We start from the raw sequence: 25,220 nt of genomic DNA on the forward strand, positions 1-25,220 counted from the left end.
GGGGAGGGTTCAGGGGGCTCCGGGGAGGTATGGCGTGGGGTCAGGGGCGGGTGAGGGCGTCTGCGGCGCCGCCGCCGACGCCGAGCGTGACGCCGTCGACGTCCAGGGGCAGCGTCTCGAACAGGTTCTTGCCAAGACGGCTCGCCTCGGGGAGCTCGAGTGGGTACGTGCCCGAGAAGCACGCCGTGCACAGCTGCTCGGCGGGCTGCTCGGTGGCGGCGACCATGCCCTCCTCGCTGATGTAGCCCAGCGAGTCGGCCCCGATGGAGGTGCAGACCTCCTCCACCCCGATGCCGGTGGCGATCAGCTCGGCCCGGGTCGCGAAGTCGATGCCGTAGAAGCAGGGCCAGCGCACCGGCGGGCTCGAGATCCGCACGTGGACCTCGGCCGCCCCGGCCTCGCGCAGCATCCGCACGAGGGCTCGCTGGGTGTTGCCGCGCACGATCGAGTCGTCCACGACGACCAGCCGCTTGCCCTTGATGACCTCGCGCAACGGGTTGAGCTTGAGCCGGATGCCGAGCTGTCGGATCGTCTGCGAGGGGGCTATGAAGGTGCGCCCGACGTAGGAGTTCTTGACGAGGCCCTGGCCGTAGGGGATGCCGGACTCCTGGGCGTACCCGATGGCGGCCGGCGTGCCCGACTCGGGCGTCGGCATGACCAGGTCTGCCTCGACCGGGTGCTCGCGCGCCAGCGTCCGGCCCATCTCGACGCGGGACTCGTGGACACCTCGACCGTTGATCGTCGTGTCCGGGCGCGCGAGGTAGACGTACTCGAAGACGCAGCCCTTGCGGTCGGTCTCGGCGAACCGCTGCGAGCGCAGGCCGTCCTCGTCGATGGCGATGAGCTCACCCGGCTCGACCTCACGGATGAGGGAGGCGCCGACGATGTCGAGGGCGGCGGTCTCCGACGCCACCACCCAGCCACGGTCGAGGCGACCGAGGACCAGGGGACGGATCCCCTGCGGGTCGCGGGCGGCATACAGGGTGTGCTCGTCCATGAAGACGAAGCAGAAGGCGCCCTTGAGCTTGGGCAGGATGTCCATCGCCGCGGCCTCGAGCGAGCGGTCCGGGTCGTCCGCGAGCAGCGCCGTGACCAGCGCGGTGTCCGTGGTGTTGCCCCGGACGAGCTCGCCGCCGCCGTGGGCGAAGCCCTCCTCCGTACGCGAGGCGACCAGCTCACGCAGCTCGGCGGAGTTGATCAGGTTGCCGTTGTGCGCCAGGGCCACCGTCGACTCGGCGTGCCCGCCAAGGGTCGGCTGGGCGTTCTCCCAGGTCGAGCCGCCAGTGGTCGAGTAGCGGCAGTGGCCGACCGCGAGGTGACCGCGCAGGGAGGCGAGCGACCGCTCGTCGAAGACCTGGGAGACCAGCCCCATGTCCTTGTAGACCAGGATCGAGCGACCGTCGGAGGTCGCGATGCCGGCCGACTCCTGCCCGCGGTGCTGCAGCGCGTAGAGGCCGTAGTAGGTGAGCTTGGCGACCTCCTCGCCGGGAGCCCAGACCCCGAAGACCCCGCAGGCGTCCTGCGGGCCCTTCTCGTTCGGAAGGAGGTCGTGCGTCAGCTGTCCGTCGCCACGTGCCACGTGGCTCAGTATCCCACAGGGGGAAGGGCGTCAGTCGCGGCGTTCAAGAAGGACGGCGACGACGGCCGCGATGAGGCCGAACACGCAGGCGCCGAGCACCCCGAGGAACAGGATCGACGAGCTCGCGCTGTAGGTGCGGCCGTACTCCGTCGTGTTGCTCCCGCCGTAGTACGCGAACGCCGACCCGATGACGAAGCCGAGGATCACCCCCGTGGAGATGAAGGCGACGAAGTTGGGGTAGCGACGGGTGGGAGGCACGACGTCAACGCTACCTCCCCCGTCCGGTCCCTTCACGGCCCCTGCGGATGTCGCGCGGACCCCGAGCACCGGCCGCCCTACCCATCCGTCGACCCTGCGGGTACGAATGAAGGTCATGGAACCCACGTCGAAGACCCAGAGCCTCAGGTATGCCGTCAGCGGCCTGCTCGCGGCACTCACCGGGATGGCCGTGGGTCACCTCGTCGCGGCCCTCGTCAACCCGGCCGCCTCGCCCGTCCTGTCGGTGGGCTCCACGGTGATCGACGCCACGCCCACCCCGGTCAAGGAATGGGCCATCCAGCACTTCGGCACCAACGACAAGCCCGTCCTCCTCGGCAGCGTGGGCCTGGTCACGGCCCTCATCGCCGTCGGCATCGGCCTGGTGGCCCGCCGGCGTCCGAGCCTGGCCGGGGTCCTGCTCGTGCTGCTCGCAGGCCTGGCCGGGCTGGCAGCGATGCTGCGGCCCACGGCCGACCCCGTCGACATCCTGCCGGCCCTGGCGGCTGCCCTCGTCGGCGTCGGCGTCCTCTTCGGGTTGCTGCGCCTCCTCAACGGCGGTGGGAGGGAGCCGGGGACGACTGCCGTCGAGTCGCCGCTGGACCACTCTGCCCAGGCGCCGGGCACCCCCACGACGACCGGCCGACGCAACTTCCTGATCGGCGCCGCCGGCGCCACGGTCGGCGCCGCCGCCGTCGGGAGCCTGGGCCAGAAGCTCGCCGTCCCGCCGACCCTTCCCTCCTCCGTGACCCTGCCGGCGCCGCAGAACACCGAAGCCGCCCTGCCTGCGGGACTCGAGACCAAGATCAAGGGGATCACCCCCTTCAGCACCCCACCGAACGACTTCTACCGGGTCGACACCGCCCTGGTGATCCCGCGCGTGGACGTCGAGTCCTGGAAGCTCGAGATCGCCGGCGACGTGGACAAGCCCTACTCGATCACCTTCGACGAGCTGCTCAAGATGCCGATGATCGAGAAGCGCATCACCCTCAACTGCGTCAGCAACGAGGTCGGCGGCCCGTACATCTCCTCGACGCTCTGGCAGGGCGTGCGCATCAAGGACCTGCTGGAGAGAGCCGGGGTGAAGGGCAACGTCGACCAGATCCTCAGCGAGTCCACCGACGGCATGACGATCTCGACGCCCATCGAGGCACTGACCGACGACCGCGACGCCATCATCGCCGTCGCCATGGACGGGCAGCCACTGCCCGCGCGACACGGCTTCCCTGCCCGCATGGTGACCCCGGGTCTGTACGGCTACGTCGGCGCGACCAAGTGGGTCACCAAGCTCACCGCCACGACCTACGCCAAGGACACGGCGTACTGGACCCAGCGCAACTGGCTGATCGACGGCAGGGTCAAGACCCAGGCCCGCATCGACACACCTCGCGGACTCGCGACGTACCAGCCCGGCAAGATCGCGATCGGTGGCGTCGCTTGGGCACAGGGTCGGGGCATCAAGGAGGTCGAGGTGCGCGTGGACAACGGCCCCTGGCAGAAGGCCACGCTGGGACCCGACGGCGGCACCGACTACTGGCGCCAGTGGTTCCTGGAGTGGGACGCCAGGACCGGCCGACACGACCTGACTGTTCGCGCCACCGACGGCACCGGCGCCGTGCAGACCCAGGAGAGGGCTGACCCGTTCCCGGGTGGAGCCTCCGGCTACCACTCGATCGTGGTCCTCGTCTCCTGACCGATCGCCTACTGGCACAACGCCTTCGACCGAGCCAGCGGCCAGCGCCCCTGCCGAGCCAACATGGTTCGGCAGGGGCCTTGTCCTTGCGCCCCAAGGATTTTGGCCACAGTTGGAGAAGGTCGCCGAGAAAATTCTCTGAGTGGATCCAATCCGCATAAGGCGCAGGGCCGAATGCCAGATGTCAGAACGTCAATGAAACAAGGAGCCACATCATGCGACTCGCCCGCCGCAGCACCATCGCCGTCCTCGGCCTCGCCCTTCCCCTGAGCCTCGCCGCCTGCGGCAACTCGGGCTCGGACACCGCCGCATCCTCGTCCTCCTCCTCGCCCATGTCGAGCAGCTCGAGCTCCTCGTCCTCCAGCACCACCGACGCCATGATGGCCAAGCCCTTCGGCTCCGGCTGTTCGGCCGTCCCGGCCTCGGGCAAGGGCTCGTTCAGCGGCATGGCCACCGACCCGGTCGCCACCGCAGCGAGCAACAACCCCGCGCTGTCGACCCTGGTCAGCGCCGTCGGCGAGGCCGGCCTGGGCGAGACCCTCAACTCGGCCAAGGACATCACCGTCTTCGCCCCGAGCAACGACGCCTTCAAGGCCGTCCCGAAGGCCACGATGGACGCGGCGATGAAGGACCCGAAGGGCCTGCTCACCAAGGTGCTCACCAACCACGTCGTCGAGGGTCGCCTGACCCCGGAGATGCTGGCCGGCGAGCACAAGACCCTCGGCGGCGGCACCATCAAGGTGACGGGCTCCGGCGAGTCCTTCAAGGTCGATGAGGCCAACGTGATCTGCGGCAACGTGCAGACCGCGAACGCCACGGTCTACATCATCGACGGCGTCCTGCTCCCCAAGTAAGCCCAGATCAGCGATGATGGTGTCCATGACAGCGACTTCCTCAGGTCCCAACCCGACTTGGGGAGGCCCTGTCGTGGCACCAGACCTCGGCGAGCTGCTGCGGATGTGTTCCCTCGGGGACGAGTCCGCCTTCGCCCGGCTGTATGACGCGGTGTCCTCCCGGATCTACGGGTTGGTCCTTCGGGTCGTGCGTGACCCGGCGCAGTCCGAAGAGGTTGCCCAGGAAGCCTTGCTCGACATCTGGCGCACCAGCGCCCGGTTCGACCCCGAGCGTGGGAGCCCGGTGAGCTGGATGCTCACCATCGCCCACCGCAAGGCGGTCGACCGGGTGCGGTCCGCGCAGGCGTCCACCGATCGTGAGGACAGCTACGGTTCCCGCAACCAGGAGCGGTCCTTCGACCAGACGGTGGAGGCGGTGGAGCGCAGCCTCGACGCCCAGCGGGTGCGCAATGCGATGGACTCCCTCACGGAGACCCAGCGCAAGGCGGTCGAGCTGGCCTACTTCGGCGGCTACACCCATACCGAGGTCGCTTCCCTTCTCGGCGTTCCCCTGGGAACGGCGAAGACCCGAATACGTGACGGCTTGATCCGCCTGCGAGACACCCTGGGGGTGCAGCTATGAGTGCCGATGTCCACAGCCTGGTGGGTGCGTACGCCGTCGATGCGATCGACGAACAGGAGCGTGCCGCCTTCGAGCTGCACCTGGCCGAGTGCCCCGAGTGCACGGAGGAGGTGGCGAGCCTCCGGGCGGCAGCCTCGAGCCTGTCCCTCGTCAGCGAGGTCACCCCGCCGGCGTCGATGCGCACAGCCGTCCTTGCCGGGATCCGCACGGTCCGTCCCCTGCCCCCGCTGGAGCAGACCGGCGAGGCACGCACCGTGGCCACCCTCACCCCCGGCGGTCCGACCGGCGCCCCCGTGGGCCCACGTCCCCTCGTCCTCGACGCCGGCGGCGCCGACGCCCTCCCGGCCGCCCAGGCCGCGGCACCGGCGAGCAACGTCATCCCGATGCGTCGTCGGCGACCTGTCGCCGAGTGGCTCGTCGGCGCAGCAGCTGCGGTCGCGCTGATCGCCGGCGGCATCGCCTGGAGCCCGTGGGACCACGGCCAGAGCACCCAGGTCTCGGCCTCCGAACGCGTCCTCGAGGCCTCCGACGCCCAGCGGGTCGTCCAGACCGTCGACGGTGCCAAGGTGACCATCGTCCGCAGCCCCTCGCTGGGCAAGGCCGTCATCATCGCGGACAACATGCCGGCGGCGCCCACCGGCAAGGACTTCCAGGTGTGGTTCAACCAGCCCAACAAGGGCATGGTCAGCGCCGGGGTCATGCCGCACGGCACGGCTCCGACGGTGTCCGTGATGCTCGACGGCGACGCCTCCACCGCGCTCGCGGCGGGGATCACCCTCGAGCCCGCTGGTGGTTCGAAGTCCCCGACGACGGCCCCGCTGGCGCTCTTCGCCTTCAGCTGATCGGACTGCGCAGGTCGTCGAGCCGGTCGGCGACCTGCTCCAGCACCGCTTCGGAGCCTTCGTAGGGCGAGCCGGGGCGGGGCCAGTGGGTCACCACGTCGGTGAACCCGAGCTCGGCCGCGCGACCGACCATCTCCTCGAAGACCCCGACGCTCTGCAGGGAGAACTGCGGTGATCCGTCGAGCGAGAGACAGCGGTCGAGGGGTTCGGTGCGCTCGGCGCCGGCCTCCGCCTCGTCGAGGAGGCCGCACAGGGAGGCCACACCGGACCACCACTCCTCCAGGGTGTCGCCACCGCGACCGTAGGTGACCCAACCCTGCCCGAGGCGGGCGGCGAGCCTCAGCGATCGAGGTCCGTTCGCCGCGACGAGGAACGGCAGGCGCGGCCGCTGCACCGCTCCGGGGAGGGTACGCGCGTCGACGGTGCGGAAGTGCTCGCCGTCGTGGTCGACGTGGTCCTCGTGCATCAGCCGGTCCAGGACCTCGACGAACTCGTGGTACCGGTCGACCCGCTCCTTGAGAGGTCGCTCCTCCCCCAGGATCCGTGAGTCGAGGTCGCCGCCGGTGCCCAGACCACAGATCAGCCGCCCACCGGAGATGTCCTCGACGGCCAGCAGGTCGCGCAGGAACGTGTAGGGGTGGCGGTAGTTCGGCGAGCTGACGAAGGTGCCCAGCCGGATCGTCGAGGTGACCGTGGCTGCCGCGGTCAGCGTCGGCATCGCCCCGAACCACGGGGAGTCCTGCAGACCGCCCCAGACCAGGTGGTCGTAGGTCCACGCGTGGTCGAAGCCGTACTCCTCGGCCCGCCGCCACAGCGGCGCCGCCTCGGACCAGGAGTGCTCGGGCAGGATGGTGATTCCGACGCGCATCCCGAGACTGTATGCCGCCGCGGGCCGCCGGCGCCCGCGTGGGAGGCTGGGCCCCATGAAGGCCACGATCCTGCACGCGCCCGGCGACATCCGTCTCGACGAGGTCCCTGACCCCGTCCTGGTCGAGCCCACCGACGCCCTGGTGCGCGTCACCGCGTCCTGCGTCTGCGGCAGCGACCTGTGGCCCTACCGCGGCGTCAACGAGGTCACCGAGCCGACCCGCATCGGCCACGAGTTCGTCGGCATCGTCGAGGAGGTCGGCGCCGGGGTGCGCAGCCTGCGACCGGGGGACTTCGTCATCGCGCCGTTCATGTACTCCGACAACACCTGCCCGCACTGCCGCGTCGGCATCCAGTCCAGGTGCTCGCACGGTGGCTTCTGGGGCGGCCCGGACCGCGACGGCGTCATGGCCGACGGCGGCCAGGGCGAGTACGTCCGCGTGCCGCTGGCCGACGGCACCCTCGTCTCGACCCGCGAGGTGCCGGACGACTCGATGGTCCCCTCCCTGCTCACCCTCTCGGACGTCATGGGCACGGGCTGGCACGCAGGGGTGGCCGCCCGGGTCTCCGAGGGTGACACGGTGGTCGTCGTGGGCGACGGGGCCGTCGGCCTGAGCGGCGTCCTGGCCGCAGCGCGGATGGGGGCCGAGCGGATCATCGCCATGTCCCGCCACGCCTCGCGGCAGGCCGTCGCCCGCGACTTCGGGGCGACCGACGTCGTCGAGGCCCGCGGCGACGACGCCGTGGCCGCCGTCAAGGAGCTCACCGACGGCGTGGGTGCCGACGCCGTCCTGGAGTGCGTGGGCACCAACGAGTCGATGCACACCGCGATCGCCGCGGCCCGTCCCGGCGCGACCGTGGGCTACGTGGGGGTGCCGCACGGCATCGAGTACCCCGTGCGTGACATGTTCGCCCGCAACGTCGGCATCGCCGGCGGCATCGCCCCGGCCCGGCAGTACCTGCCGCAGCTGCGTGACGACGTCCTCGCCGGGACGATCAACCCCGGCGCGGTGTTCGACCTCGAGCTGCCGCTGGCCGAGGTCGCCGAGGCGTATGCCGCGATGGACGAGCGCCGCGCGATCAAGTCGCTGCTGCGTCCCTGACGATGGCCGGCCAGGACCGGGGGCCGGTGGAGTTCGTCGTCGACGAGACGGGGGGCACGGTCGTGATGATCGACGGTCACCCGCAGTCCTACGTCGACGTCGACGACCCCGCGCTGCTCGTCTTCGAGTACGTCCAGTTCCTCGCCGCCGTCGTCGACGCCCTTCCCGAGGGTGCCGTCGCGGCGACTCACGTGGGCGGGGCCGGGCTGACCCTGCCCCGCTACGTCGCGCACACCAGGCCCGGGTCGCCGCAGATCGTCCTCGAGCCCGCGGACGCCGTGACGCAGGCGGTGCGCCAGGCCCTCCCGCTGCCGCGCGGCCACCGGATCCGGGTGCGTCCGGTCGACGGCCGCAGCGGCCTGCGCCAGCTCGCCGACGACAGTGCCGACCTCGTCGTCGTCGACGCGTATGCCGCCGGGCGGGTGCCCGCCGAGCTCACCTCCACGCAGTGGTTCACCGACGTCGCGCGGGTGCTTCGTCCCGGGGGGCTGCTCGCGATGAACACCGCCGACGAGCCGAACCGTCGCCACCTCGCGAGGTTGCATGCCGGCATCGCCTTGGTCCTGCCGCACACCGCTGCGATCGCCACGTCGGAGGTCCGCAAGGGTCGTCGTTTCGGCAACACCGTCGTCGTCGCGAGCGCCCAGCCCCTTCCCCTGACGGCAATCACCCGCCGGGTCGCCATGACCGCGTTCTCTGCCACGCTCCTGCACGGCCCGTCCCTGGCCAAGGCGCTCGGCTCCGCCCAGCCCTTCACCGACACGGACGCCGAGACCTCCCCCGAGCCGCCGGGGGTCGAGGGCTGGCGGGTGCGCTGAGGCGACCGCGCGGCCCCGCCGGCACCCGCGCCATACCGGGCCGCACGCGGCAGGATGGAGCCCATGTCCTCTCCCCTCCTGCTGCCCGCACCGCGCGTCCCCGACCCCCGGTCCGCGCCGGTGCTGCGCTGGGGGGTCCTCGCGCCCGGTGGCATCGCCCGCACCTTCGGGCGGGCGCTTCGCGCGCGGACCAACCAGGAGATCAGGGCGGTCGCGTCCCGCAGCCTCGAACGGGCGCAGGCCTACCGGGACGAGTTCGGGGTCGAAGTCGCCTACGGCTCCTACGAGGAGCTCGTGACCGACCCGCACGTCGACGCCGTGTATGTCGCGTCGCCGCACTCCGAGCACCTCGCCCACGCCCAGCTCGCCCTCGAGGCGGGCAAGCCGGTGCTCGTGGAGAAGGCGTTCACCCGCAACGGCGCCGAGGCGAGGGCCGTCCTCGACACCGCGAGCCGGGCGAACCTGTTCGCGATGGAAGCCATGTGGACGCGGTTCCTGCCCCACGTGGACGTCGTGCGCCAGGTGCTCGAGCAGGGGCTGCTCGGACAGGTGCAGATGGTGACGGCCGACCACGGCCAGAAGCTCTACCCCGGAGGCCCACAACGCCTGAGCGACCCGGCGCTGGCCGGGGGCGCACTGCTCGACCTGTGCGTCTACCCGATCTCGTTCGCGTCGCTGGTGCTCGGTGAGTTCGACTCGTTGCAGGCCACCGGGACCCTCACTCCCGAGGGGGTCGACGCGCAGGAGGCGGTCGTCGTCCAGAACGTCGCCGGGGCCCTGGGCGTGCTCAGCGCCAGCATGGTGTCGAGCACCCCGACCACGGCGTCGATCTCCGGCACGCGGGCACGGCTCGAGCTCAGCGGCGCGTTCTACGGCCAGTCGACGCTCACCCTCGTGTCGCCTGCCGGCGAGGTGCTCGACGTCCTGGAGCCCAGCGACCGCGAGCACGGCCTGCACCACGAGATCGTCGAGGTGGCCGCGTGCGTCGGTGCCCGGCTCCTCGAGTCACCCCTCCTCCCGTGGGCGGAGACGCTGCGGGTGATGGACGCGATGGATGCCGTCCGCGAGCAGATCGGGTTCCGCCTGCCCGGAGAGTGAGCCGCTGCCGCTCAGACCAGCGGGAAGTATGCCGTGAGGTCGGCCCGGTGACCGCTGACCCGCAGGCTCCCGGCGTCCCACGCGCCGTCCCAGCTCAGGGCGCCGGTGGCCACCTCCAGCCAGGTCTGAGCATCGGTCTCGACGACGTTGGGCGGGGTGCCGCGCGTGTGGGTCGTGCCGGCCACGCACTGGACCGCACCGAACGGCGGGACACGCACCTCGACGCTGCGTCCGGGCGCCACCGTCGCGAGCTCCTCGAGGGCGTAGCGCACGGCGGTGGCGAGGTCCTCGCGACCCGCCTCGTCACCGGCCTGCCGCCAGCGCTCGACAGCGGCCCGGCCGGAGGCGACGGGGACTCGGCGACGCGGCGGCATACCGTCCATCGTAGGCAGCCGGGCACGCGCCCGCGGGACCGAGCCGGTCGCGAGCCAGCCTGTTCCGGATCAGGGCGGTGTGGGATCAAGCCGGTTCGGAATCAGGCCGGTTCCTGATCAAGGAAATGGGTAGTTCTACCCATCGACGGTCGTCGGTCACCGGGCCTACTGTTCACGGCAGGGGACACCACAGGGGACGAGGGGCCCGGCCACGCAGGGGGAAGCGTGACCGGGCCCCTCGCTGTGCTCGGGTGCCGCGACGGGTCAGCCCGGTTGCGGACCGTGCGCCGAAGGGGCACCGCCGCCGGACCGGACGACGTCCAACAGGTCGCCGATCATGGCGCCCATCCTTGACGCCGAGGACTCGGCCCGCGCCAGCAAAAGAGCCATCTGCGGGGAGTCGACCAGCTCGGGGCTCCCCGCGGCGAGCTCGATGAACCACGTGAGCGCGGCGAGGGGGTTGCGCAGGTCGTGGCAGACCTGGCCGGCGAACTTCATCAGGTGCTCGTTGGAGCGCGCCAGCTCACGGGACACGAGCCGCAGCTCGAGGACGTCCACGACCTGGCCCGCCAGGGCTGCGAGCGCGCGACCGCCGGCGGCGGGCAGGTGGCGTGGGACGTCGTCGAAGACGCACAGGGTGCCGATCGGCACCCCGGCCGGAGTCACGATCGGGTTCGAGGCGTAGAAGCGGACCCGGGCGATCTCGCCGGTGACGAACGGGTTGTCCATGAAGCGCTCGTCGGCGCGGGCGTCCGGGACCGCCACCTGCTCCAGACCGCCGAGGACCTTGGCGCACATGGAGTCCTCACGGGAGCAGACCGTGGCAGACAGACCGATGGCCGCGATCTGGTGCTGGTGCTGGTCGTCGATGATGTTGATGACCGCCGTGGGGACGTCGCACATGGCGGCGGCCAGCTCGACGAGGCCCTGCAGGTCGGGTTCGGCCGGGGCCCCGACCACGTCGTACTCCTCGATCGCCTCGCGGCGCGCGAGGTCCTGGACCGTGCTCACCGCGCGTCCCGCACAGATCTCTCACCCATGATGCGCCCCCCTGCTGTCGATCTCGGCCGGTCGCCCCCTCGGTCCCCGTCGCCGCTGTCGTGCTCCCGCAGCCCTACCTGTGCAGGCCGTCCGGAAAGGACACCCAGACACTGGCCCCACCGAGCTCGGAGTCGGCGATGCCGATGCGGCCGCCGTGCGACTGCACGATGCGGCGACACGTGCTCAGGCCGATGCCCAGGCCCTCGACGTCCTGCTTGTCATCGCCGCGGGCCAGCAGCTCGAAGACGCGGTCACGGTCCTCCTTGGGGACACCGGGACCGTTGTCGTCCACGGTGACCCGCCAGCCACCGGTGATGTGCTCGGCGCCCACGCGGACCACAGGTGTTCCGCCGCCGACGACTGCGGCACTGAACTTCACTGCGTTGGCGACGAGGTTCTGCAGCAGGGCCCGCAGCAGCGTCGCGTCGCCGGCGACCTTCGGCAGGCCCATCACCTGGACGTCGGCGGCGGCCCCGGCGATCTGGGCGGACAGGTCCTCCAGCACGGCATCGGCCTCACCCTGGAGGTCGACCATGCCCTGGCGACCTCCGCCCCCGATGCGCGCGAAGTCGAGCAGGTCGCCGATCATCGCGGTCATCCGCGCGGCCGAAGACTCGGCTCGCGCCAGCAGCTCGGCTGCGTCGGGGGCGTCGGCCAGCTCCGGGCTGTCGGCGGCCAGCTCCAGGAACCCGGTCAGGGCCGCGAGCGGGTTGCGCAGGTCGTGGCTGACCTGTCCTGCGAACTGGGTCAGCTGCTCGTTCGAGCGCGCCAGCTCACGGCTGAGGCGGCGCAGCTCCAGGACGTCGACCACCTGCTCGGCCAGCACCCCCAGGGCACGGCCGGCGGCGGCCGACAGCCGGCGCGGGACGTCGTCGAAGACGCACAGGGTCCCGATCGGCACCCCGGCGGGGGTGATGAGGGGGCTCGAGGCGTAGAAACGGATGTTCGCGATGAGGCCGGTGACGAACGGGTTCTGCGCGAAGCGCTCGTCCAGGCTCGCGTCCGGCACGGCCACGAGCTGCGGGTCGTGCAGGACCCGTGCACACATCGAGTCCTCGCGGGAGCAGACCGAGGCAGACAGGCCGATGGCAGCGATCTGGTGCTGCTGGCGGTCGTCGATGATGTTGATGACGGCCGTCGGGACGTCGCACACGGCAGCGGCCAGCTCGACGAGACGCTGGAGGTCGGGTTCCGCCGGGCGTCCGACGACCTCGTAGTCCTCGATGGCCTCGCGCCGCGCGAGGTCCTGCCCTGAGCTCACGACACTCCTCCGTGGGGACCCGCCGACCACGCCGTCGGCTCGATGAGAACCGGACAAATCAGCCGGCGAACACCTCACGCAGCGTACGCGTGTGGGCCTGCTTCATGGCGGACAGACCCACCGTGAACTGACCCTGGACGTCGAGCCCGTCGGTCTCGTCGTCGACGACCCCGATCCGCGCGTGGACCTGGCCCCGTGCGGTGCACATGTCGGTGAACCGCACCTCCTCCGAGCGAGGGACGCTGACGACGACGCGAGCGGTCGACTCGCTGAACAGCGCGGTGAACGCGTCGATGCCGTCGCGCTCGCACACCTCGTCGAGCCAGATCCGCGCCCCGACGCCGTACCGCATCGTCGCCTCGGCGAGCGCGACGGCCAGGCCGCCGTCGGACAGGTCGTGGGCCGCGTCGACGAGGCCGTCACGGCTGGCGTTGACGAGGATGTCGGAGAGCAGCTGCTCGGCGCCGAGGTCGACCTTCGGCGGCAGCCCACCGAGGTGGCCGTGGACGACGTGCGCCCACTCCCCACCGTCGAGCTCGTCGCGAGTGGCGCCGAGCAGGTAGATGACCTGGCCCGGGGCCTTCCAGCCCGAGGGGGTGCGGCGGGCGACGTCGTCCATGACGCCGAGCACCCCAATGACCGGGGTCGGGTGGATGGCCGTGTCGCCGGTCTGGTTGTAGAAGCTGACGTTGCCACCGGTCACCGGGATGCCGAGGGTCTTGCAGCCCTCGGCGATGCCCTTGACCGACTCGCGGAACTGCCACATGACGCCCGGGTCCTCCGGCGAGCCGAAGTTGAGGCAGTCGGTGACGGCGAGCGGGACGGCCCCGGCCGTGGCGACGTTGCGGAAGGACTCGGCCAGCGCGAGCTGGGCCCCGGTGTACGGGTCCAGCTTGGCGAACCGGCTGTTGCAGTCGGTCGAGATCGCGACCCCGCGGCCGGTCTCCTCGTCGACGCGGACCACCCCGGCGTCGTCGGGCATCGCGAGCGCGGTGTTGCCGAGGACGTAGCGGTCGTACTGGTCGGTGATCCACGACTTGTCGCACAGGTTGGGCGAGGCGAGCAGGGTGAGCAGGTCGGACTTCAGCCCGTCACCGTCGACCGGCTTGGCGAGCGTCGCGGTTCCGTTGGCCTGCAACACGTCCAGGTAGTCCGGACGGGCCAGCGGACGGTGGTAGGTCGGACCCTCGTGGGCGACCGAGCGTGGCGGCACGTCGACGATGACCTCGCCGTGCCAGGTGATGACGAGGTGGTCGCCGTCGGTGACCTCGCCGAGGACGGTCGCCTCGACGTCCCAGCGGTCGGTGATCGCCATGAACTCGTCGAGGTGCTCGGGGGCCACGACGGCCATCATCCGCTCCTGGCTCTCCGACATGAGGATCTCCTCGGGCCGGAGAGAGGCATCGCGCAGCGGCACGCGGTCGAGCTCGATCTGCATGCCGCCGTCACCGTTGGAGGCGAGCTCGCTGGTGGCGCAGGACAGGCCCGCACCTCCGAGGTCCTGGATGCCGTCCACGACGTGCGCGGCATACAGGTCGAGGCAGCACTCGATGAGCACCTTCTCGGCGAACGGGTCGCCGACCTGGACCGCGGGACGCTTCGTGGGGCCACCCTCGTCGAAGGTCTCCGACGCGAGGACGGAGACCCCGCCGATGCCGTCGCCGCCGGTCCTGGCACCGAACAGGATCACCTTGTTGCCGACGCCGGAGGCCTTGGCGAGGTGGATGTCCTCGACCCGCATGGCGCCGACGCACAGGGCGTTCACGAGCGGATTCCCCTGGTAGCAGTCGTCGAACACGACCTCGCCGCCGATGTTGGGCAGGCCGATGCAGTTGCCGTAGCCACCGACGCCGGCCACGACACCGGGGAGGACGCGCTGGGTGTCGGGGTGGTGCAGGTTGCCGAACCGCAGGGGGTCCATGATCGCGATCGGGCGGGCACCCATCGACATGATGTCGCGGATGATGCCGCCGACGCCGGTGGCCGCACCCTGGTAGGGCTCGACGTAGGACGGGTGGTTGTGCGACTCGACCTTGAAGGTCACCGCCCAGCCGTCGCCGATGTCGACGACGCCGGCGTTCTCACCGATGCCGACGAGGAGCTTCTCGCGCATCTCGTCGGTGGTGTTCTCGCCCCAGAGCGAGAAGTGCACCTTGGACGACTTGTAGGAGCAGTGCTCGCTCCACATGACGGAGTACATCGCGAGCTCGGCGCTCGTGGGGCGACGCCCGACGATCTCGCGGATCTCGGCGTACTCGTCGGGCTTGAGCCCGAGCTCGGCCCACGGCTGCTCGGTGTGCGGCGTCGTAGCCGCGTGCGAGACCGTGTCGAGGGTCGGACGGTCGACCTGCGCGGTCATGCTGAAACCACCTGTCGCAGAACGGAAGTGAAGAACGGGAGGCCGTCGGTCGAGGGGCCGTAGCCCTCCTCGACGCAGTGCTCCGGGTGGGGCATGAGGCCCACGATGTTGCCGCGGTCGTTGCTGATGCCCGCGATGGCGCGGTAGGAGCCGTTGGGGTTGTCACCGGCATACCGGAAGACCACGCGGCCCTCGCCCTCGAGCTCGTCGAGGGTGCGCTCGTCGGCGACGAAGCCGCCCTCGCCGTTCTTGAGGACGATCTCGATCTCCTGGCCGGCCTCGAAGTCGGAGGTCCAGGCGGTCGACGCGTTCTCGACGACGAGGCGCTGGTCGACGCAGTTGAACTTGCGGTGGTCGTTGCGGATCAGCGCGCCGGGGAGCAGGTGGCTCTCGCAGAGCACCTGGAAACCGTTGCAGATCCCGAGCACCGGCAGCCCACCCCGGGCGGCCGGGACGAGGGCGTCCATGACCGGTGCGAAACGGGCGATGGCACCGCAGCGCAGGTAGTCGCCGTACGAGAACCCGCCCGGGAGGATGACCGCGTCGACACCCTTGAGGTCGGCGTCGCCGTGCCAGAGGCTGACCGCCTCGGCGCCGACGGCACGCACCGCGCGGGCGGCGTCCCGGTCGTCGAGCGAGCCCGGGAACGTGACGACCCCGACCTTCACTGGCCGGGGTCCTGGGTGTGGCTGGCGTCGGCGGCACGCACGCTCACGACGTCCTCGATGACGGGGTTGGAGAGCAGCTTCTCGGCTGCCTCCCGCGCCGCCGCGAGCACCTCGTCGGTGACCTCTCCGTCCACGGTGAGGACGAAGCGCTTGCCCTGCCTCACATCCGTGAACTGCTCGAAGCCGAGCCGGGGCAGTGCCCCGTTCACGGCCTGACCCTGGGGGTCGAGGATCTCTGGCTTCAGCATGACGTCAATGACGACGTGGCCCATTCGGGTGTCTCCTGGGTTCAGCACGGGACTAGCGCGGGGGATGGAAGCGACCGCAGTCTATCCGGGCGACGGAGCGGGTATGCCGCGTGGTCACCTCCCGGACGCCCGCGACCTCAGTCGAGGGGACGGACTGGGCCGCTGCGGTCCCGCAGGACGTCGCGGAGCAGGAACCCCAGGCCGAAGGCGCACACCGCCAGGACCACGGCAGCTCCGAGGCTGGCGCCCTCGCGGTCGAGGCGTTGGACGAGCAGGACCACACGGGACACCAGGAAGACGAGCACGACGAACTCGACGACGTTGAGCCGCCACCCGCGCGCCCGCCCCTTCGCCCGCAACCACCCCAGCCACGCCATCGCGCCAGTGTGCCGCAGCGCAGACCCGCCCGAGCCGCGGTCCCGCAGACTCGAACCGAATGTCCGGGGGCCGGGTTGACACGTCGGGGAGCCGGGAGGAGCGTCCGACGGGAGAGGACCGGGAGACGCCATGAACACGGTGATGAGGACCCTGATGCGGACCGCCAACAAGGCGGCGGTCGCCATCTACAAGGTCACGGGCGGACGCCTCGGCGGCAAGGCCTCCGGAGGCGTGCCGGTGCTGCTGCTCACCGTCACCGGCCGCAGGACGGGCCAGCCCCGCACGACCCCCGTCGGGTACTTCGAGCACGAAGGCGGCTACCTCGTGGTCGGCTCGGCCGGCGGGATGCCCCAGGACCCGCAGTGGTTCCGGAACCTGCGCGCCACCAGCCGCGCCGAGGTGCAGGTCGGCCGGCAGGTCTCGGCGGTGACGGTCCGAGAGGTCACCGGAGCCGAGCGCGACGCGGCCTGGAAGGACGTCGTCGTCGCGCGGTGCCCACCGTTCGCCAAGTACGAGGTGAAGACGTCGCGGACGATCCCCCTGGCCCTGCTGACCCCGGTCCACTGATCCGAAGCGCGCGCTCCGACCCACCACGAGTGGCGTACGGGCAGAAGTGGTGCCGAAAACCGGCGGCGCGCCACCACGAGTGGCGTACCGGGCAGAAGTGGTGGCGGTCGCCGTTGGACCGAGGGGGTCAGGCGCGGGCGTCCGCCAACGCAGACAGGACCGCGGCGGCCGAACGGTCGACGTCGTCAGCGGTGGTCATCCACCCCGACACCGAGATGCGCATCACCGCACTCCCCTGCCAGGTGCTGCCGCCTAGCCACGCCTCGCCGCCTTCCTGCACGCCGGTGATGACCGCGCGCGTCACGTCGTCGGAGTCGTCGAACCGGACGAGCACCTGGTTGAGGACGACGTCATTGAGCACCTCGACCCCGGGGTCGGCGTCCGCGAGGGCGGAGGCGAAACGCATCGCATGCCCCCAGGACCGGTCCACGAGGTCCGCGACCCCGTCCCTGCCGAGCTGCGACAAGGCCGCCCAGACGGCGAACCCCCTGGCCCGTCGGGAGGCCTCGGGGACGTAGCGGTAGGGGTCGCGGCCCGAGCCGGGCACGACGTACGGCGCCTCCCACGACATCGCTGCCACGTGGGCCACGGGATCGCGGGTGGCGACGAAGGCGCAGTCGTAGGGCACGTTGAGCCACTTGTGGCAGTCCGTGGCCCAGGAGTCCGCGCGCTCCACCCCACGGACCAGGGGCCGCAGCCGGTCGCTCGCACCGGCCCACAGGCCGAAGGCACCATCCACGTGCAGCCAGGCGCCGACCGGCCCACACAGGTCCGCGATGTCCGAGAACGGGTCGAACGCACCGGTGTTGACGTTGCCCGCCTGGGCGCACACGATCACCGGGCCCCCGTCGCGGCGCAGCACCCGGTCGAGCGCCTCCGGACGCATCCGCCCCTGGTCGTCGCTGTCGGCGACATCGGGACGGCTGCCGAGCCCGGCCAACCTCAGGGCCTGCGGCACCGTCGCGTGCACCTGGCCACCGACGACGACCTGGATGCGTGGCGACCCCTGCAGGCCATCGACCTCGACGTCCCCACCGGCTCGGGCGAGCACCGCGTGGCGGGCGGTGGCGAGCGCCGTGAAGTTGGCCATCTGCGCACCCGTCGGGAACCCGAACGATGCGTCCTGCGGCAGGCCGAGCAGGTCCAGCAACCAGCCCCCGGCGACCTCCTCGACCGCGGCAGCAGCCGGCGACATCACCTCGAGGCCGGCGACCTGGTCCCACGCGACGGCCAACCAGTCGGCGGCCATCGCCGCCTCGAGGGTGCCGCCGACGACGTACCCGAAGTAGCGCGGCCCGCTGGAGGCGACCAGGCCGGGCCCGGCCGCGGCGACGAGCCGTTCGACGACCTCGGCGGGGTCGCTGCCATGAGCCGGCACCGGGCCGCCGAGCGCGGCCCGAAGCTGTTCGCCGCTGACGTCGGGGGGCGCCCCGACCCGCCGCTCACGCAGCCCGTCGAGGTGGGCTCGCGCAGCGAGGCTCGCCGCCGCCAGGGCCGGGTGACCCTCCAGGTCCTCCACGTCGGCAGGCTACGCCCGCGGACGGGTCAGGAGAAGGTGCGACCGGTGAGGCGCTCGTAGGCCTCGACGTACTTGGCCCGGGTCTGCGCCACGACGTCCTCGGGCAGGTCCGGCGGGGCCTGGCCCGACTCCTTGTCCCACCCGCTGGCCGACGACGTCAGCCAGTCGCGGACGTACTGCTTGTCGTAGGAGGGCTGCGGGTGGCCCGGCTCCCACAGCTCGGCGGGCCAGAACCGCGAGGAGTCCGGCGTGAGCACCTCGTCGGCGAGGACGACGTCGTCGCCGTCGAGCCCGAACTCGACCTTGGTGTCGGCGATGAGGATGCCGCGCTCGGCGGCGATCTCGTTGCCCCGCGCGAGGATCGAGGTGGTGAGGTCACGGACCCGAGCCGCGAGGGGAGCACCGATCTCGGCCTCCACGGCGGCATACGGCATGGGCTGGTCGTGCTCGCCCATGGGCGCCTTGGTCGACGGGGTGAACACCGGCTCGGGCAGGCGCGAGCCGTCGACGAGGCCGTCGGGGAGGGCGACGCCGGAGACGTGGCCGTCCGCGCGGTACTCGGTGAGGCCGCCGCCGGTGAGGTAGGCACGCGCGACGCACTCGACGGGGAGCATGGCGAGCCGCTTGACCAGCACCGCGCGGCCGGCCACCTCGTCGGGCACGTCGGCCGAGACGACGTGGTTGGGCACGAGGTCCTCGAGCCGCTCGAACCACCACAGCGACAGCTGCGTGAGGACCGCGCCCTTGTCGGGGATGGGGGTGTCGAGGACGAAGTCGTAGGCCGACATCCGGTCGCTCGCGACGAGGAGCAGCTGGTCTTTGCGGGGCGTTCCGGACTCGTCGAGCGGTGCGTAGAGGTCACGGACCTTGCCCGAGTAGACGTGGGCGTAGCCGGGCACCGTGAGCGGCTGGGAGGACGTCATGGCCGACATCCTCCCAGCCGCTCAGCGCACAGCCTCGAGGAGGGCGACGGCAGCGGCGTCCGACCAGCCCGGCAGGACCTGCCCGGCCGAGGGACCAGTCGGCGCAGGGTGGGAGTAGCTCCGGACCAGGAGGCGTCGCGGACCCGTGTCCGTGCCGTTGCCGGGGACGAGCCACAGGACCCGCTTCTCGTCACCATCGAGCCAGCTGTGCACCTCGGCCCTGCCACTGAAGGGGAGCTGGACGGTGCGGACCTGCCCCGGGTCACCGGTCGCGTCGCCGAAGACGGCGCCATACCGGTCGACGTCCTGACCGACGCTCAGCGTCACCTGGCCGAGGTCCGTGCCTCCGATGGACGCGAGCTGGGAGTACCCCTGCCAGTCGTTGCCCCCCGGGACCCTGACGAAGCGCTGCCAGTCCTCGACGACGACCGTCTGGTCGAGGTAGCGCCGAGCCCAGGTGGACCACATCGCGAGCGTGCACCTGTCCTGGTCGAGCGAGCATCCCGCGCTCCGCAGCTGCCCCGCCACGCCCTGCTCCGCCGACGGCTGGGCGACCGCGACCGCGTCGGTGCCGTAGATGCGGGTGACGAGGTCGCCGACGCTGGCCGGGGTCCACCACGTCGGCGTCCAGCTCGTCGGCGTCCGCGCGTCGCGAGCGGCCGTGGTGGACGCCCCACCGTCCGGCCCCTCGTCGGGGACGTCCACCTCCACCCCGACGGACCTCGCGAAGTCGCCCTTCGGGACGGTGAACCGGTCGAAGGCACTGCCCTTGCGCTGGACCGTCCAGCGATCCACCGCCACGGGTAGACCCGGCAGCCGCACGAGGTTCCTCGCCCGGTCGACGGCGGCCTCGTCCAGCGACGCGGTCGAGGACGGGGAGATGACCACCCGGATGTCGACGGGCTCTCCACCGGGAGCCGCGGGGGCGACCCGTTGCGCGAACACCCGGGTCCCCTCCTGGTACTTCGCGGCCGACACCGTCCGCACGGCCGCAACAGATCCCGCCACCTCGCGAGTCCAGGCCGCCACGACCGCGGCGCAGGTGTCCGGCCGCGTGGCGCAGCCTGGGTAGGTGGCTGGCCCGGTGGTCCTCGCCGGCTGGACAGGACGGTGGTCGGCCGATGCGCCGCCCCACACGCTCGTGGCACCGACCCCGATCACGGCCACGGCGGCGACAGCGGCGCCGATCGCCCCGGCGGCCCGCCGGCGCTGTCGCCGTCGGCCACCCGACACGACGTCGTCGACGGTGAACGGTGCCGGGCCGAGGTCCTCGGCATAGAGCGAGCGCAGGCCCTCGGGCGCGCGATCCATCATGTCGGTGGCCATCACTGCTTCCCTTCGCTCGTCACCGGTGCCAGCACCGCACGGAGTGCGCGCAGCCCGTCGCTGGTCGTGCTCTTGACGGTGCCCTCGGAGCAGGCCATCAGCACGGCCACCTCGCCCACGGAGAGGTCCTCGAGGTGGCGCAGCACCACCGCCATCCGCTGACGCGGTGGCAGCGAGCCGAGGGCGGCCCGCAGGTCGAGCCGGTCGTCGAGGTGCTCCGCCGCGGCGACCTCGCGCTCCCCGGCGTCGGCCGTCGAGTGCTCACGGGTCCACCAGTGCCGGCGCTGCTCGGAGATCAGGGCCCGGACCAGCACGGTGCGGGCGTACGCGTGGGGGTCCTCCACCTCGTGCACCCTCGGCCACGCGCCGTACATCTTCTCCAGGGTGGTCTGCACGAGGTCGTCGGCCCGGTGCGGGTCGCGGCACAGGGCCAGCGCCATCCGTCGCAGCAGCGGGATCGCCACCGCGGCGAACTCCCTGAACTGCTCCTCGATCACGGCTCGCACGGACACCTCCCCTCGTCACCCCGCCGGCACGTCACCCACCACAACGCGTCGTCCCCCCGATCCGGTTGGGTCAACCTGCCACACGGTGATCCGGCGGCGTGGCGATCGGCTTGACTTGAAGTCCACTTCATCTTTGAGGATGGCCGTCATGCCCATCACCACGGCCGCCAACCGTCACGACAGCCGTCCCCCGAGCCTGTTGACCCGCGACCACCTCCCCTTCGCCGTGGGGGCGGTCGCCCTGGTGACGCTGGGCGCCTTCGAGAACCGCGCGACGATGACGGTGCTGCCCACGGTGGCCCGGGACCTCGACGGCCTGTGGTTGTTCGGGGCCGCGAGCGCGGCGCCGCTCGTCTCGTTCGTCCTCGCCACGGTCGTCGCCGGCGCGTGGGCGGACCACCGTGGACCGGTGCGTCCGCTGCAGGCCGGGATGGGCGTCTTCGTCGTCTCCCAGGTCCTGATGGCCTTCTCCCCCGGTATGGCGCTGTTCACCGCCGGGCGGCTCGGCTCCGGTGTCGCCGAGGCCCTCATGGACGTGGCCCTGACCGTCCTGCTCGCACGGGCCCTGCCGGAGGCGTTGCGGGCCAAGGTGTTCGCAGCGTTCGCGGCCGCATGGGTTCTCCCTTCCCTGCTGGGGCCACCGATCGCCGGCGTGCTGGCCGAGGTCTGGTCGTGGCGCTCGGTCTTCGCGATCGGAGTCGCGCTGCTGGTGCCGGCGTGGCTGCTGCTGCGCCCGTCGTTGCGGGCCTCGACCGCGCAGACCGGTCCGTCCACCCGATGGACCGGTCAGGAGCACCGCGCCGTCCGGGGGGCAGCCCTCGCCGCCGTCGGGCTCGGCGCCCTCACGGCCGGGGGGTCGTTGCTCGGGCGGACCGGCACCACGCGCCTGCTCGGGGTCGCGCTCGTGGTCGCCGGACTGGGCCTCACCGCGCCCGCCGTCCGCACGGTGCTGCCGGCCGGGACGCTGCGGCTCGCCCGCGGCATACCGGCCCTGGTGGCCCTGCGCGGCCTGGTGGCCGCAGCGTTCGGCACCGCGGGGAGCCTGCTGCCGCTCATGCTCAACACGATCCACGGCCTCGGGCCGGCCGCGGCGGGCGTGAGCCTCACGGTGACGGGGCTGTGCTGGGCGGCCGGTTCGCAGCTGCACGGGCTCGACGTCGTCCAGCGGCGGGTGGCCGCGGTCCGCCGCCTCCAGATCGGCTTCGCGCTCATCGCCGCCGGGATCCTCGGGCCGGCACTGACCAGCCTGGAGCTCCTGCCGGTCGCCCCGGCGCTGGTCCTGTGGGGTGTCGCCGGGATCGGCATGGGGATCGTGTCGCCGACGCTGTCCACCCAGCTGCTGCGGTTCGCCCCGGTCGCCGACCAGGGCCGCATCACCGCGGCCTCGAGCCTCACCGCCTCCGTCGCCCAGGCCGTGGCCCTGGCTGCCGCCGGCGCCCTCATCGCCTGGCAGGCCCCAATGCTGCCGGGCTGGTTGTTCGCCGGCGTGATGGCGTCCAGCGCGGGGGTCGGCGCGATCGGATGGGCCGCCGCCCGGCGGGCTGCCTGACGGGGCGGGACGTCCGCGACCGGGTCAGGGTCAGCCGACGTGCAGCTCGTCGCGCTCGGCGGCCAGCGCGATGTCGGTGCGGTGGTGGGACCCGTCGAGCTCGATCGAGGACACCCCTTCGTAGACGCGCTCACGCGCCTGGCTCAGGCTCTCCCCGAGGGCGACGACCGACAGCACCCGGCCACCGGCCGACACGAGGGTGCCGTCGTCGGCGCGGCCCGTGCCGGCGTGCAGGACGTAGACCGTGGCCACCTCGCCGGCGTCCTCGATCCCCATGATCGGGTCTCCGGTGCGCGGGGTGTCGGGGTAGTTGTGGGCGGCGACGACGACGGTGACCGCGTGCTGGGACGACCAGTGCAGCGGTCCGACCTCGTCCAGCCGGCCGGTGGCTGCCGACAGCAGCAGCCCACCGAGCGGGGTCTGGAGCCGGGCCAGCACGACCTGCGTCTCGGGGTCCCCGAAGCGCGCATTGAACTCGATGACCCGCGGGCCGCGAGAGGTCAGGGCGAGCCCGATGAACAGCACGCCGGTGAACGGCGTCCCGCGACGACGCATTTCGTCCACCGTCGGCTGCGCCACCCGTGTGACGAGCTCGTCGACCATCGTGGCCGGGGCCCAGTCGAGGGGCGAGTACGCGCCCATGCCACCGGTGTTGGGACCGCGGTCACCGTCGAAGACCCGCTTGAAGTCCTGGGCGGGGGCCAGCGGTACGACGGTCTCGCCGTCGCAGAGGACGAACAACGACACCTCCGGCCCGTCGAGGAACTCCTCGATGACGACGCGGCCGTCGTCCTTGGCCAGGCAGCCCTGCGCGTGCTCGAGCGCCGCGTCAAGGTCGTCGGTGACGACGACGCCCTTGCCCGCGGCGAGCCCGTCGTCCTTGACCACGTAGGGAGCGCCCATCGCGTCGAGCGCGTCGGCCACCTCCTCGAGCGTCGTGCACACCCGGGCCAGGGCCGTCGGCACCTCGGCGGCGGCCATGACCTCCTTGGCGAACGCCTTGCTGCCCTCGAGCCGGGCGGCCTCGGCCGACGGACCGAAGACGGCGAAGCCGGCGGCGCGCACCACGTCGGCCACCCCGGCCACGAGCGGTGCCTCCGGGCCGATGACGACCAGGTCGACGCCGTGGCGGCGGGCGAGGTCGGCCACACCGTCGCCGTCGAGCAGACCCCCGGGAAGCGCCTCGCACAGGGCGATCACGTCCATGCCCGGGTTGCCCGGGGCGACGACGACCGCATCCACGTCCGGGTCGGCACCCAGCGCCTTGACGATGGCGTGCTCACGAGCACCGGACCCGACGACGAGAACCTTCACGGTGCCAGCCTAGAGAACCGCCGGGGAGATGAGAGCGCGGCGTCCCGGGGAGGCAGGGGGGACATTCTCCCTGGGACGCCGCGCTGCCGACGTGCGGTCGCCTGGCGGGGGAACCTGCGAACCGGGCACGTGGGTCGACTTGGTCGACTCACACCAGAGTGGACCATCACCGGTTCGCAGGTAAAGCCCAGAGATGGCGGACTTGCGCCATTGACGGGATCTCGCCAGCCCACCAGCATGGGTGGTGTCGACCACCACGACGACGGGGATGTCGACCAGGCCCGGACCGAGGAGCACCGCATGGACGTGACGCCATGAGCGACGCCGCAGCCGGTCTCGGGCTCGAGAGCCCCGACGGCGACGAGGACGGCGCGGTGACCCGGGTCTACCTCGCAGTCCTCCAGAACCCGGAGCCGACCAGGTCGCTCCTGGTGGCCCAGGGGATGAAGGCGGGCCTGGTCGACCAGTCCCTCGACGTGCTGCAGCAGCGTGGCCTCATCCGGCTGCGGCCCGGCGGCGTCATCGAGGTCGCCCCACCCGACATCTCGCTGCCCGCCCTGGCGCTCACCTACGAACGCCGGGCCCGCGAGACGCGCTCGGCCGCCCACGAGCTCGCCCAGGTGTACTTCCAGGCCCGGGCGCAGTCGGCGACCCCGGACGTGGGCACCATACGCATCCTCAACTCCCTGGACGAGATGGGCGCGGTGACGGCCGAGGCCGTCGCGGCCGGCACCAGGATCGTGCGCGTGTTCCGGGCGCCGTCCCCACGGACCGATGCCATCTTCGACAGCCCGATGCACAGCCACGAGGAACCCAGCAGGGGTGCCGGCGGGATCGTCCTCGACATGGCGACGGTCTACGACTCCCGCGTCCTCGACATCCCCGACGCGCTCACCATCCTCGAGGGGCGCGAGCGCGGGGGCGAGCGCTTCCGGCTGACCACCAGCGTCCCGTTCTCGTGCGTCATCGTCGACGAGGCAGCCGCGGTCGTGGACGTCAGCGCGTTCGACCCGACAGGCTTCGGGTCGGTCCTGGTCCGGGGGCCGGCGATGGTCCTCGCCCTGATCTCGCTGTTCGACCACCTCTGGACCCTGGGTTCGCCCCTGCACCGTGCGGGTTCGGGGAGCCCCGCCGAGCAGCGCGACCAGCTCATCCTCTCCCTGCTCGCAGCCGGCGCCCCGGACGCCACCATCGCCCGCCAGACGGGGGTCTCGCAACGCACCGTGGAGCGCCGCGTCCGCGCCCTCATGGACCAGCTCGGTGCAGGCACCCGCTTCCAGGCCGGCGTCCAGGCCGGGCGGCGCGGGCTCGTCTGAACGGTCCGGTATGGAGCCGCCGGCGCCGGTTCACCGGGGGCCGCGACGCCGACTGCGTGGGATGCCGGTATGGACCGGTCGGGGCGAGGCTAGACTCGTGCGTTCTCTGCGGGACGTGCAGGCCGTTCGACAAGAAAGTC

At 71.9% G+C, this 25,220-nt stretch carries 25 protein-coding genes; 10 read left to right on the plus strand and 15 right to left on the minus strand.

What is annotated here, in order from left to right; genetic code table 11:
• Positions 1-40: 40 nt before the first annotated feature.
• Together purF and ABEG17_RS06865 are read right to left on the minus strand one after the other, a co-directional pair.
• On the minus strand, positions 41-1,579 hold the full coding sequence (gene purF, locus ABEG17_RS06860) for an amidophosphoribosyltransferase (RefSeq protein WP_406832529.1): 1,539 nt from the start codon (positions 1,577-1,579) through the stop codon (positions 41-43).
• A gap of 30 nt (positions 1,580-1,609) precedes the next feature.
• A complete protein-coding gene (locus tag ABEG17_RS06865) occupies positions 1,610-1,837 on the minus strand; it encodes a hypothetical protein (RefSeq protein ID WP_406832530.1) in 228 nt (75 codons plus the stop codon).
• A gap of 115 nt (positions 1,838-1,952) precedes the next feature.
• On the opposite strand from ABEG17_RS06865, the gene ABEG17_RS06870 reads away from it, so the two are divergent.
• From ABEG17_RS06870 to ABEG17_RS06885, 4 genes are all read left to right on the plus strand, one after another.
• Complete coding sequence (locus tag ABEG17_RS06870; RefSeq protein ID WP_406832531.1) at positions 1,953-3,527, plus strand: molybdopterin-dependent oxidoreductase; 1,575 nt, start codon at positions 1,953-1,955, stop codon at positions 3,525-3,527.
• Between the two features lie 215 nt (positions 3,528-3,742).
• On the plus strand, positions 3,743-4,381 hold the full coding sequence (locus ABEG17_RS06875; protein WP_406832532.1) for a fasciclin domain-containing protein: 639 nt from the start codon (positions 3,743-3,745) through the stop codon (positions 4,379-4,381).
• A gap of 73 nt (positions 4,382-4,454) precedes the next feature.
• A complete protein-coding gene (sigK, locus tag ABEG17_RS06880) occupies positions 4,455-5,003 on the plus strand; it encodes an ECF RNA polymerase sigma factor SigK (RefSeq protein ID WP_406832533.1) in 549 nt (182 codons plus the stop codon).
• Complete coding sequence (locus tag ABEG17_RS06885) at positions 5,000-5,845, plus strand: anti-sigma factor domain-containing protein (RefSeq protein WP_406832534.1); 846 nt, start codon at positions 5,000-5,002, stop codon at positions 5,843-5,845. The genes sigK and ABEG17_RS06885 overlap by 4 nt, the downstream gene beginning before the upstream one ends.
• Here ABEG17_RS06885 and ABEG17_RS06890 read toward each other — a convergent pair.
• Positions 5,838-6,713: an LLM class flavin-dependent oxidoreductase gene (locus tag ABEG17_RS06890; RefSeq protein ID WP_406832535.1), complete on the minus strand. Its 876-nt coding sequence runs from the start codon at positions 6,711-6,713 to the stop codon at positions 5,838-5,840. The genes ABEG17_RS06885 and ABEG17_RS06890 overlap by 8 nt on opposite strands.
• 55 nt (positions 6,714-6,768) lie before the next feature.
• On the opposite strand from ABEG17_RS06890, the gene ABEG17_RS06895 reads away from it, so the two are divergent.
• From ABEG17_RS06895 to ABEG17_RS06905, 3 genes are all read left to right on the plus strand, one after another.
• A complete protein-coding gene (locus tag ABEG17_RS06895) occupies positions 6,769-7,815 on the plus strand; it encodes a zinc-dependent alcohol dehydrogenase family protein (protein WP_406832536.1) in 1,047 nt (348 codons plus the stop codon).
• A gap of 2 nt (positions 7,816-7,817) precedes the next feature.
• Positions 7,818-8,633, plus strand: coding sequence for a spermidine synthase (locus ABEG17_RS06900; RefSeq protein WP_406832537.1), 816 nt, complete (start codon positions 7,818-7,820; stop codon positions 8,631-8,633).
• 63 nt (positions 8,634-8,696) lie between these two features.
• Entirely contained in the window at positions 8,697-9,731 is a 1,035-nt protein-coding gene (locus ABEG17_RS06905; protein WP_406832538.1) for a Gfo/Idh/MocA family protein, read from the plus strand.
• An 11-nt stretch (positions 9,732-9,742) separates the two neighbouring features.
• Here ABEG17_RS06905 and ABEG17_RS06910 read toward each other — a convergent pair whose 3' ends face one another.
• The 7 genes from ABEG17_RS06910 to ABEG17_RS06940 all read right to left on the minus strand — a co-directional run bounded on the left by ABEG17_RS06910 (position 9,743) and on the right by ABEG17_RS06940 (position 16,059).
• The gene (locus ABEG17_RS06910; RefSeq protein WP_406832539.1) at positions 9,743-10,105 is read right to left on the minus strand and encodes a sterol carrier family protein; all 363 of its coding nucleotides are present in this window, start codon (positions 10,103-10,105) and stop codon (positions 9,743-9,745) included.
• Positions 10,106-10,369: 264 nt separating this feature from the next.
• Positions 10,370-11,116: a histidine kinase dimerization/phospho-acceptor domain-containing protein gene (locus ABEG17_RS06915; RefSeq protein WP_406832540.1), complete on the minus strand. Its 747-nt coding sequence runs from the start codon at positions 11,114-11,116 to the stop codon at positions 10,370-10,372.
• A 103-nt stretch (positions 11,117-11,219) separates the two neighbouring features.
• Entirely contained in the window at positions 11,220-12,407 is a 1,188-nt protein-coding gene (locus tag ABEG17_RS06920) for an ATP-binding protein (protein ID WP_406832541.1), read from the minus strand.
• A 58-nt stretch (positions 12,408-12,465) separates the two neighbouring features.
• Positions 12,466-14,766 (minus strand): phosphoribosylformylglycinamidine synthase subunit PurL, encoded by a 2,301-nt coding sequence (purL, locus tag ABEG17_RS06925; protein ID WP_406832542.1) that lies wholly within the window; start codon positions 14,764-14,766, stop codon positions 12,466-12,468.
• Complete coding sequence (gene purQ, locus ABEG17_RS06930) at positions 14,763-15,434, minus strand: phosphoribosylformylglycinamidine synthase subunit PurQ (RefSeq protein ID WP_406832543.1); 672 nt, start codon at positions 15,432-15,434, stop codon at positions 14,763-14,765. The genes purL and purQ overlap by 4 nt, the downstream gene beginning before the upstream one ends.
• Entirely contained in the window at positions 15,431-15,706 is a 276-nt protein-coding gene (purS, locus tag ABEG17_RS06935) for a phosphoribosylformylglycinamidine synthase subunit PurS (protein WP_406833149.1), read from the minus strand. The genes purQ and purS overlap by 4 nt, the downstream gene beginning before the upstream one ends.
• A 113-nt stretch (positions 15,707-15,819) precedes the next feature.
• Positions 15,820-16,059, minus strand: coding sequence for a hypothetical protein (locus tag ABEG17_RS06940; RefSeq protein ID WP_406832544.1), 240 nt, complete (start codon positions 16,057-16,059; stop codon positions 15,820-15,822).
• Positions 16,060-16,189: 130 nt separating this feature from the next.
• On the opposite strand from ABEG17_RS06940, the gene ABEG17_RS06945 reads away from it, so the two are divergent.
• Positions 16,190-16,627: a nitroreductase family deazaflavin-dependent oxidoreductase gene (locus tag ABEG17_RS06945; RefSeq protein WP_406832545.1), complete on the plus strand. Its 438-nt coding sequence runs from the start codon at positions 16,190-16,192 to the stop codon at positions 16,625-16,627.
• 127 nt (positions 16,628-16,754) lie between these two features.
• Here ABEG17_RS06945 and ABEG17_RS06950 read toward each other — a convergent pair whose 3' ends face one another.
• From ABEG17_RS06950 to ABEG17_RS06965, 4 genes are read right to left on the minus strand one after another with little or no spacing between them, the layout of a single operon-like run.
• Positions 16,755-18,146, minus strand: a complete 1,392-nt coding sequence (locus ABEG17_RS06950; RefSeq protein WP_406832546.1) for a pyridoxal phosphate-dependent decarboxylase family protein — start codon at positions 18,144-18,146, stop codon at positions 16,755-16,757.
• A 26-nt stretch (positions 18,147-18,172) separates the two neighbouring features.
• Positions 18,173-19,078, minus strand: a complete 906-nt coding sequence (locus ABEG17_RS06955) for a phosphoribosylaminoimidazolesuccinocarboxamide synthase (protein ID WP_406832547.1) — start codon at positions 19,076-19,078, stop codon at positions 18,173-18,175.
• Between the two features lie 12 nt (positions 19,079-19,090).
• The gene (locus tag ABEG17_RS06960) at positions 19,091-20,395 is read right to left on the minus strand and encodes a hypothetical protein (protein WP_406832548.1); all 1,305 of its coding nucleotides are present in this window, start codon (positions 20,393-20,395) and stop codon (positions 19,091-19,093) included.
• Positions 20,395-20,901, minus strand: coding sequence for a SigE family RNA polymerase sigma factor (locus ABEG17_RS06965; RefSeq protein WP_406832549.1), 507 nt, complete (start codon positions 20,899-20,901; stop codon positions 20,395-20,397). Before ABEG17_RS06965 ends, ABEG17_RS06960 begins: the two co-directional genes overlap by 1 nt.
• 148 nt (positions 20,902-21,049) lie before the next feature.
• On the opposite strand from ABEG17_RS06965, the gene ABEG17_RS06970 reads away from it, so the two are divergent.
• Positions 21,050-22,450: an MFS transporter gene (locus ABEG17_RS06970; RefSeq protein ID WP_406832550.1), complete on the plus strand. Its 1,401-nt coding sequence runs from the start codon at positions 21,050-21,052 to the stop codon at positions 22,448-22,450.
• A gap of 30 nt (positions 22,451-22,480) precedes the next feature.
• Here the strand turns inward: ABEG17_RS06970 and purD are convergent, their stop codons facing one another.
• Positions 22,481-23,764, minus strand: coding sequence for a phosphoribosylamine--glycine ligase (gene purD / locus ABEG17_RS06975; protein WP_406832551.1), 1,284 nt, complete (start codon positions 23,762-23,764; stop codon positions 22,481-22,483).
• Positions 23,765-24,078: 314 nt separating this feature from the next.
• Here purD and ABEG17_RS06980 point away from each other — a divergent pair, with 314 nt between their 5' ends.
• Positions 24,079-25,080, plus strand: coding sequence for a LuxR C-terminal-related transcriptional regulator (locus ABEG17_RS06980; protein ID WP_406832552.1), 1,002 nt, complete (start codon positions 24,079-24,081; stop codon positions 25,078-25,080).
• The last annotated feature ends 140 nt before the right edge of the window (positions 25,081-25,220 follow it).

The sequence above is a fragment of the Pedococcus sp. KACC 23699 genome (assembly GCF_045348425.1).
Taxonomy (GTDB): domain Bacteria; phylum Actinomycetota; class Actinomycetes; order Actinomycetales; family Dermatophilaceae; genus Pedococcus.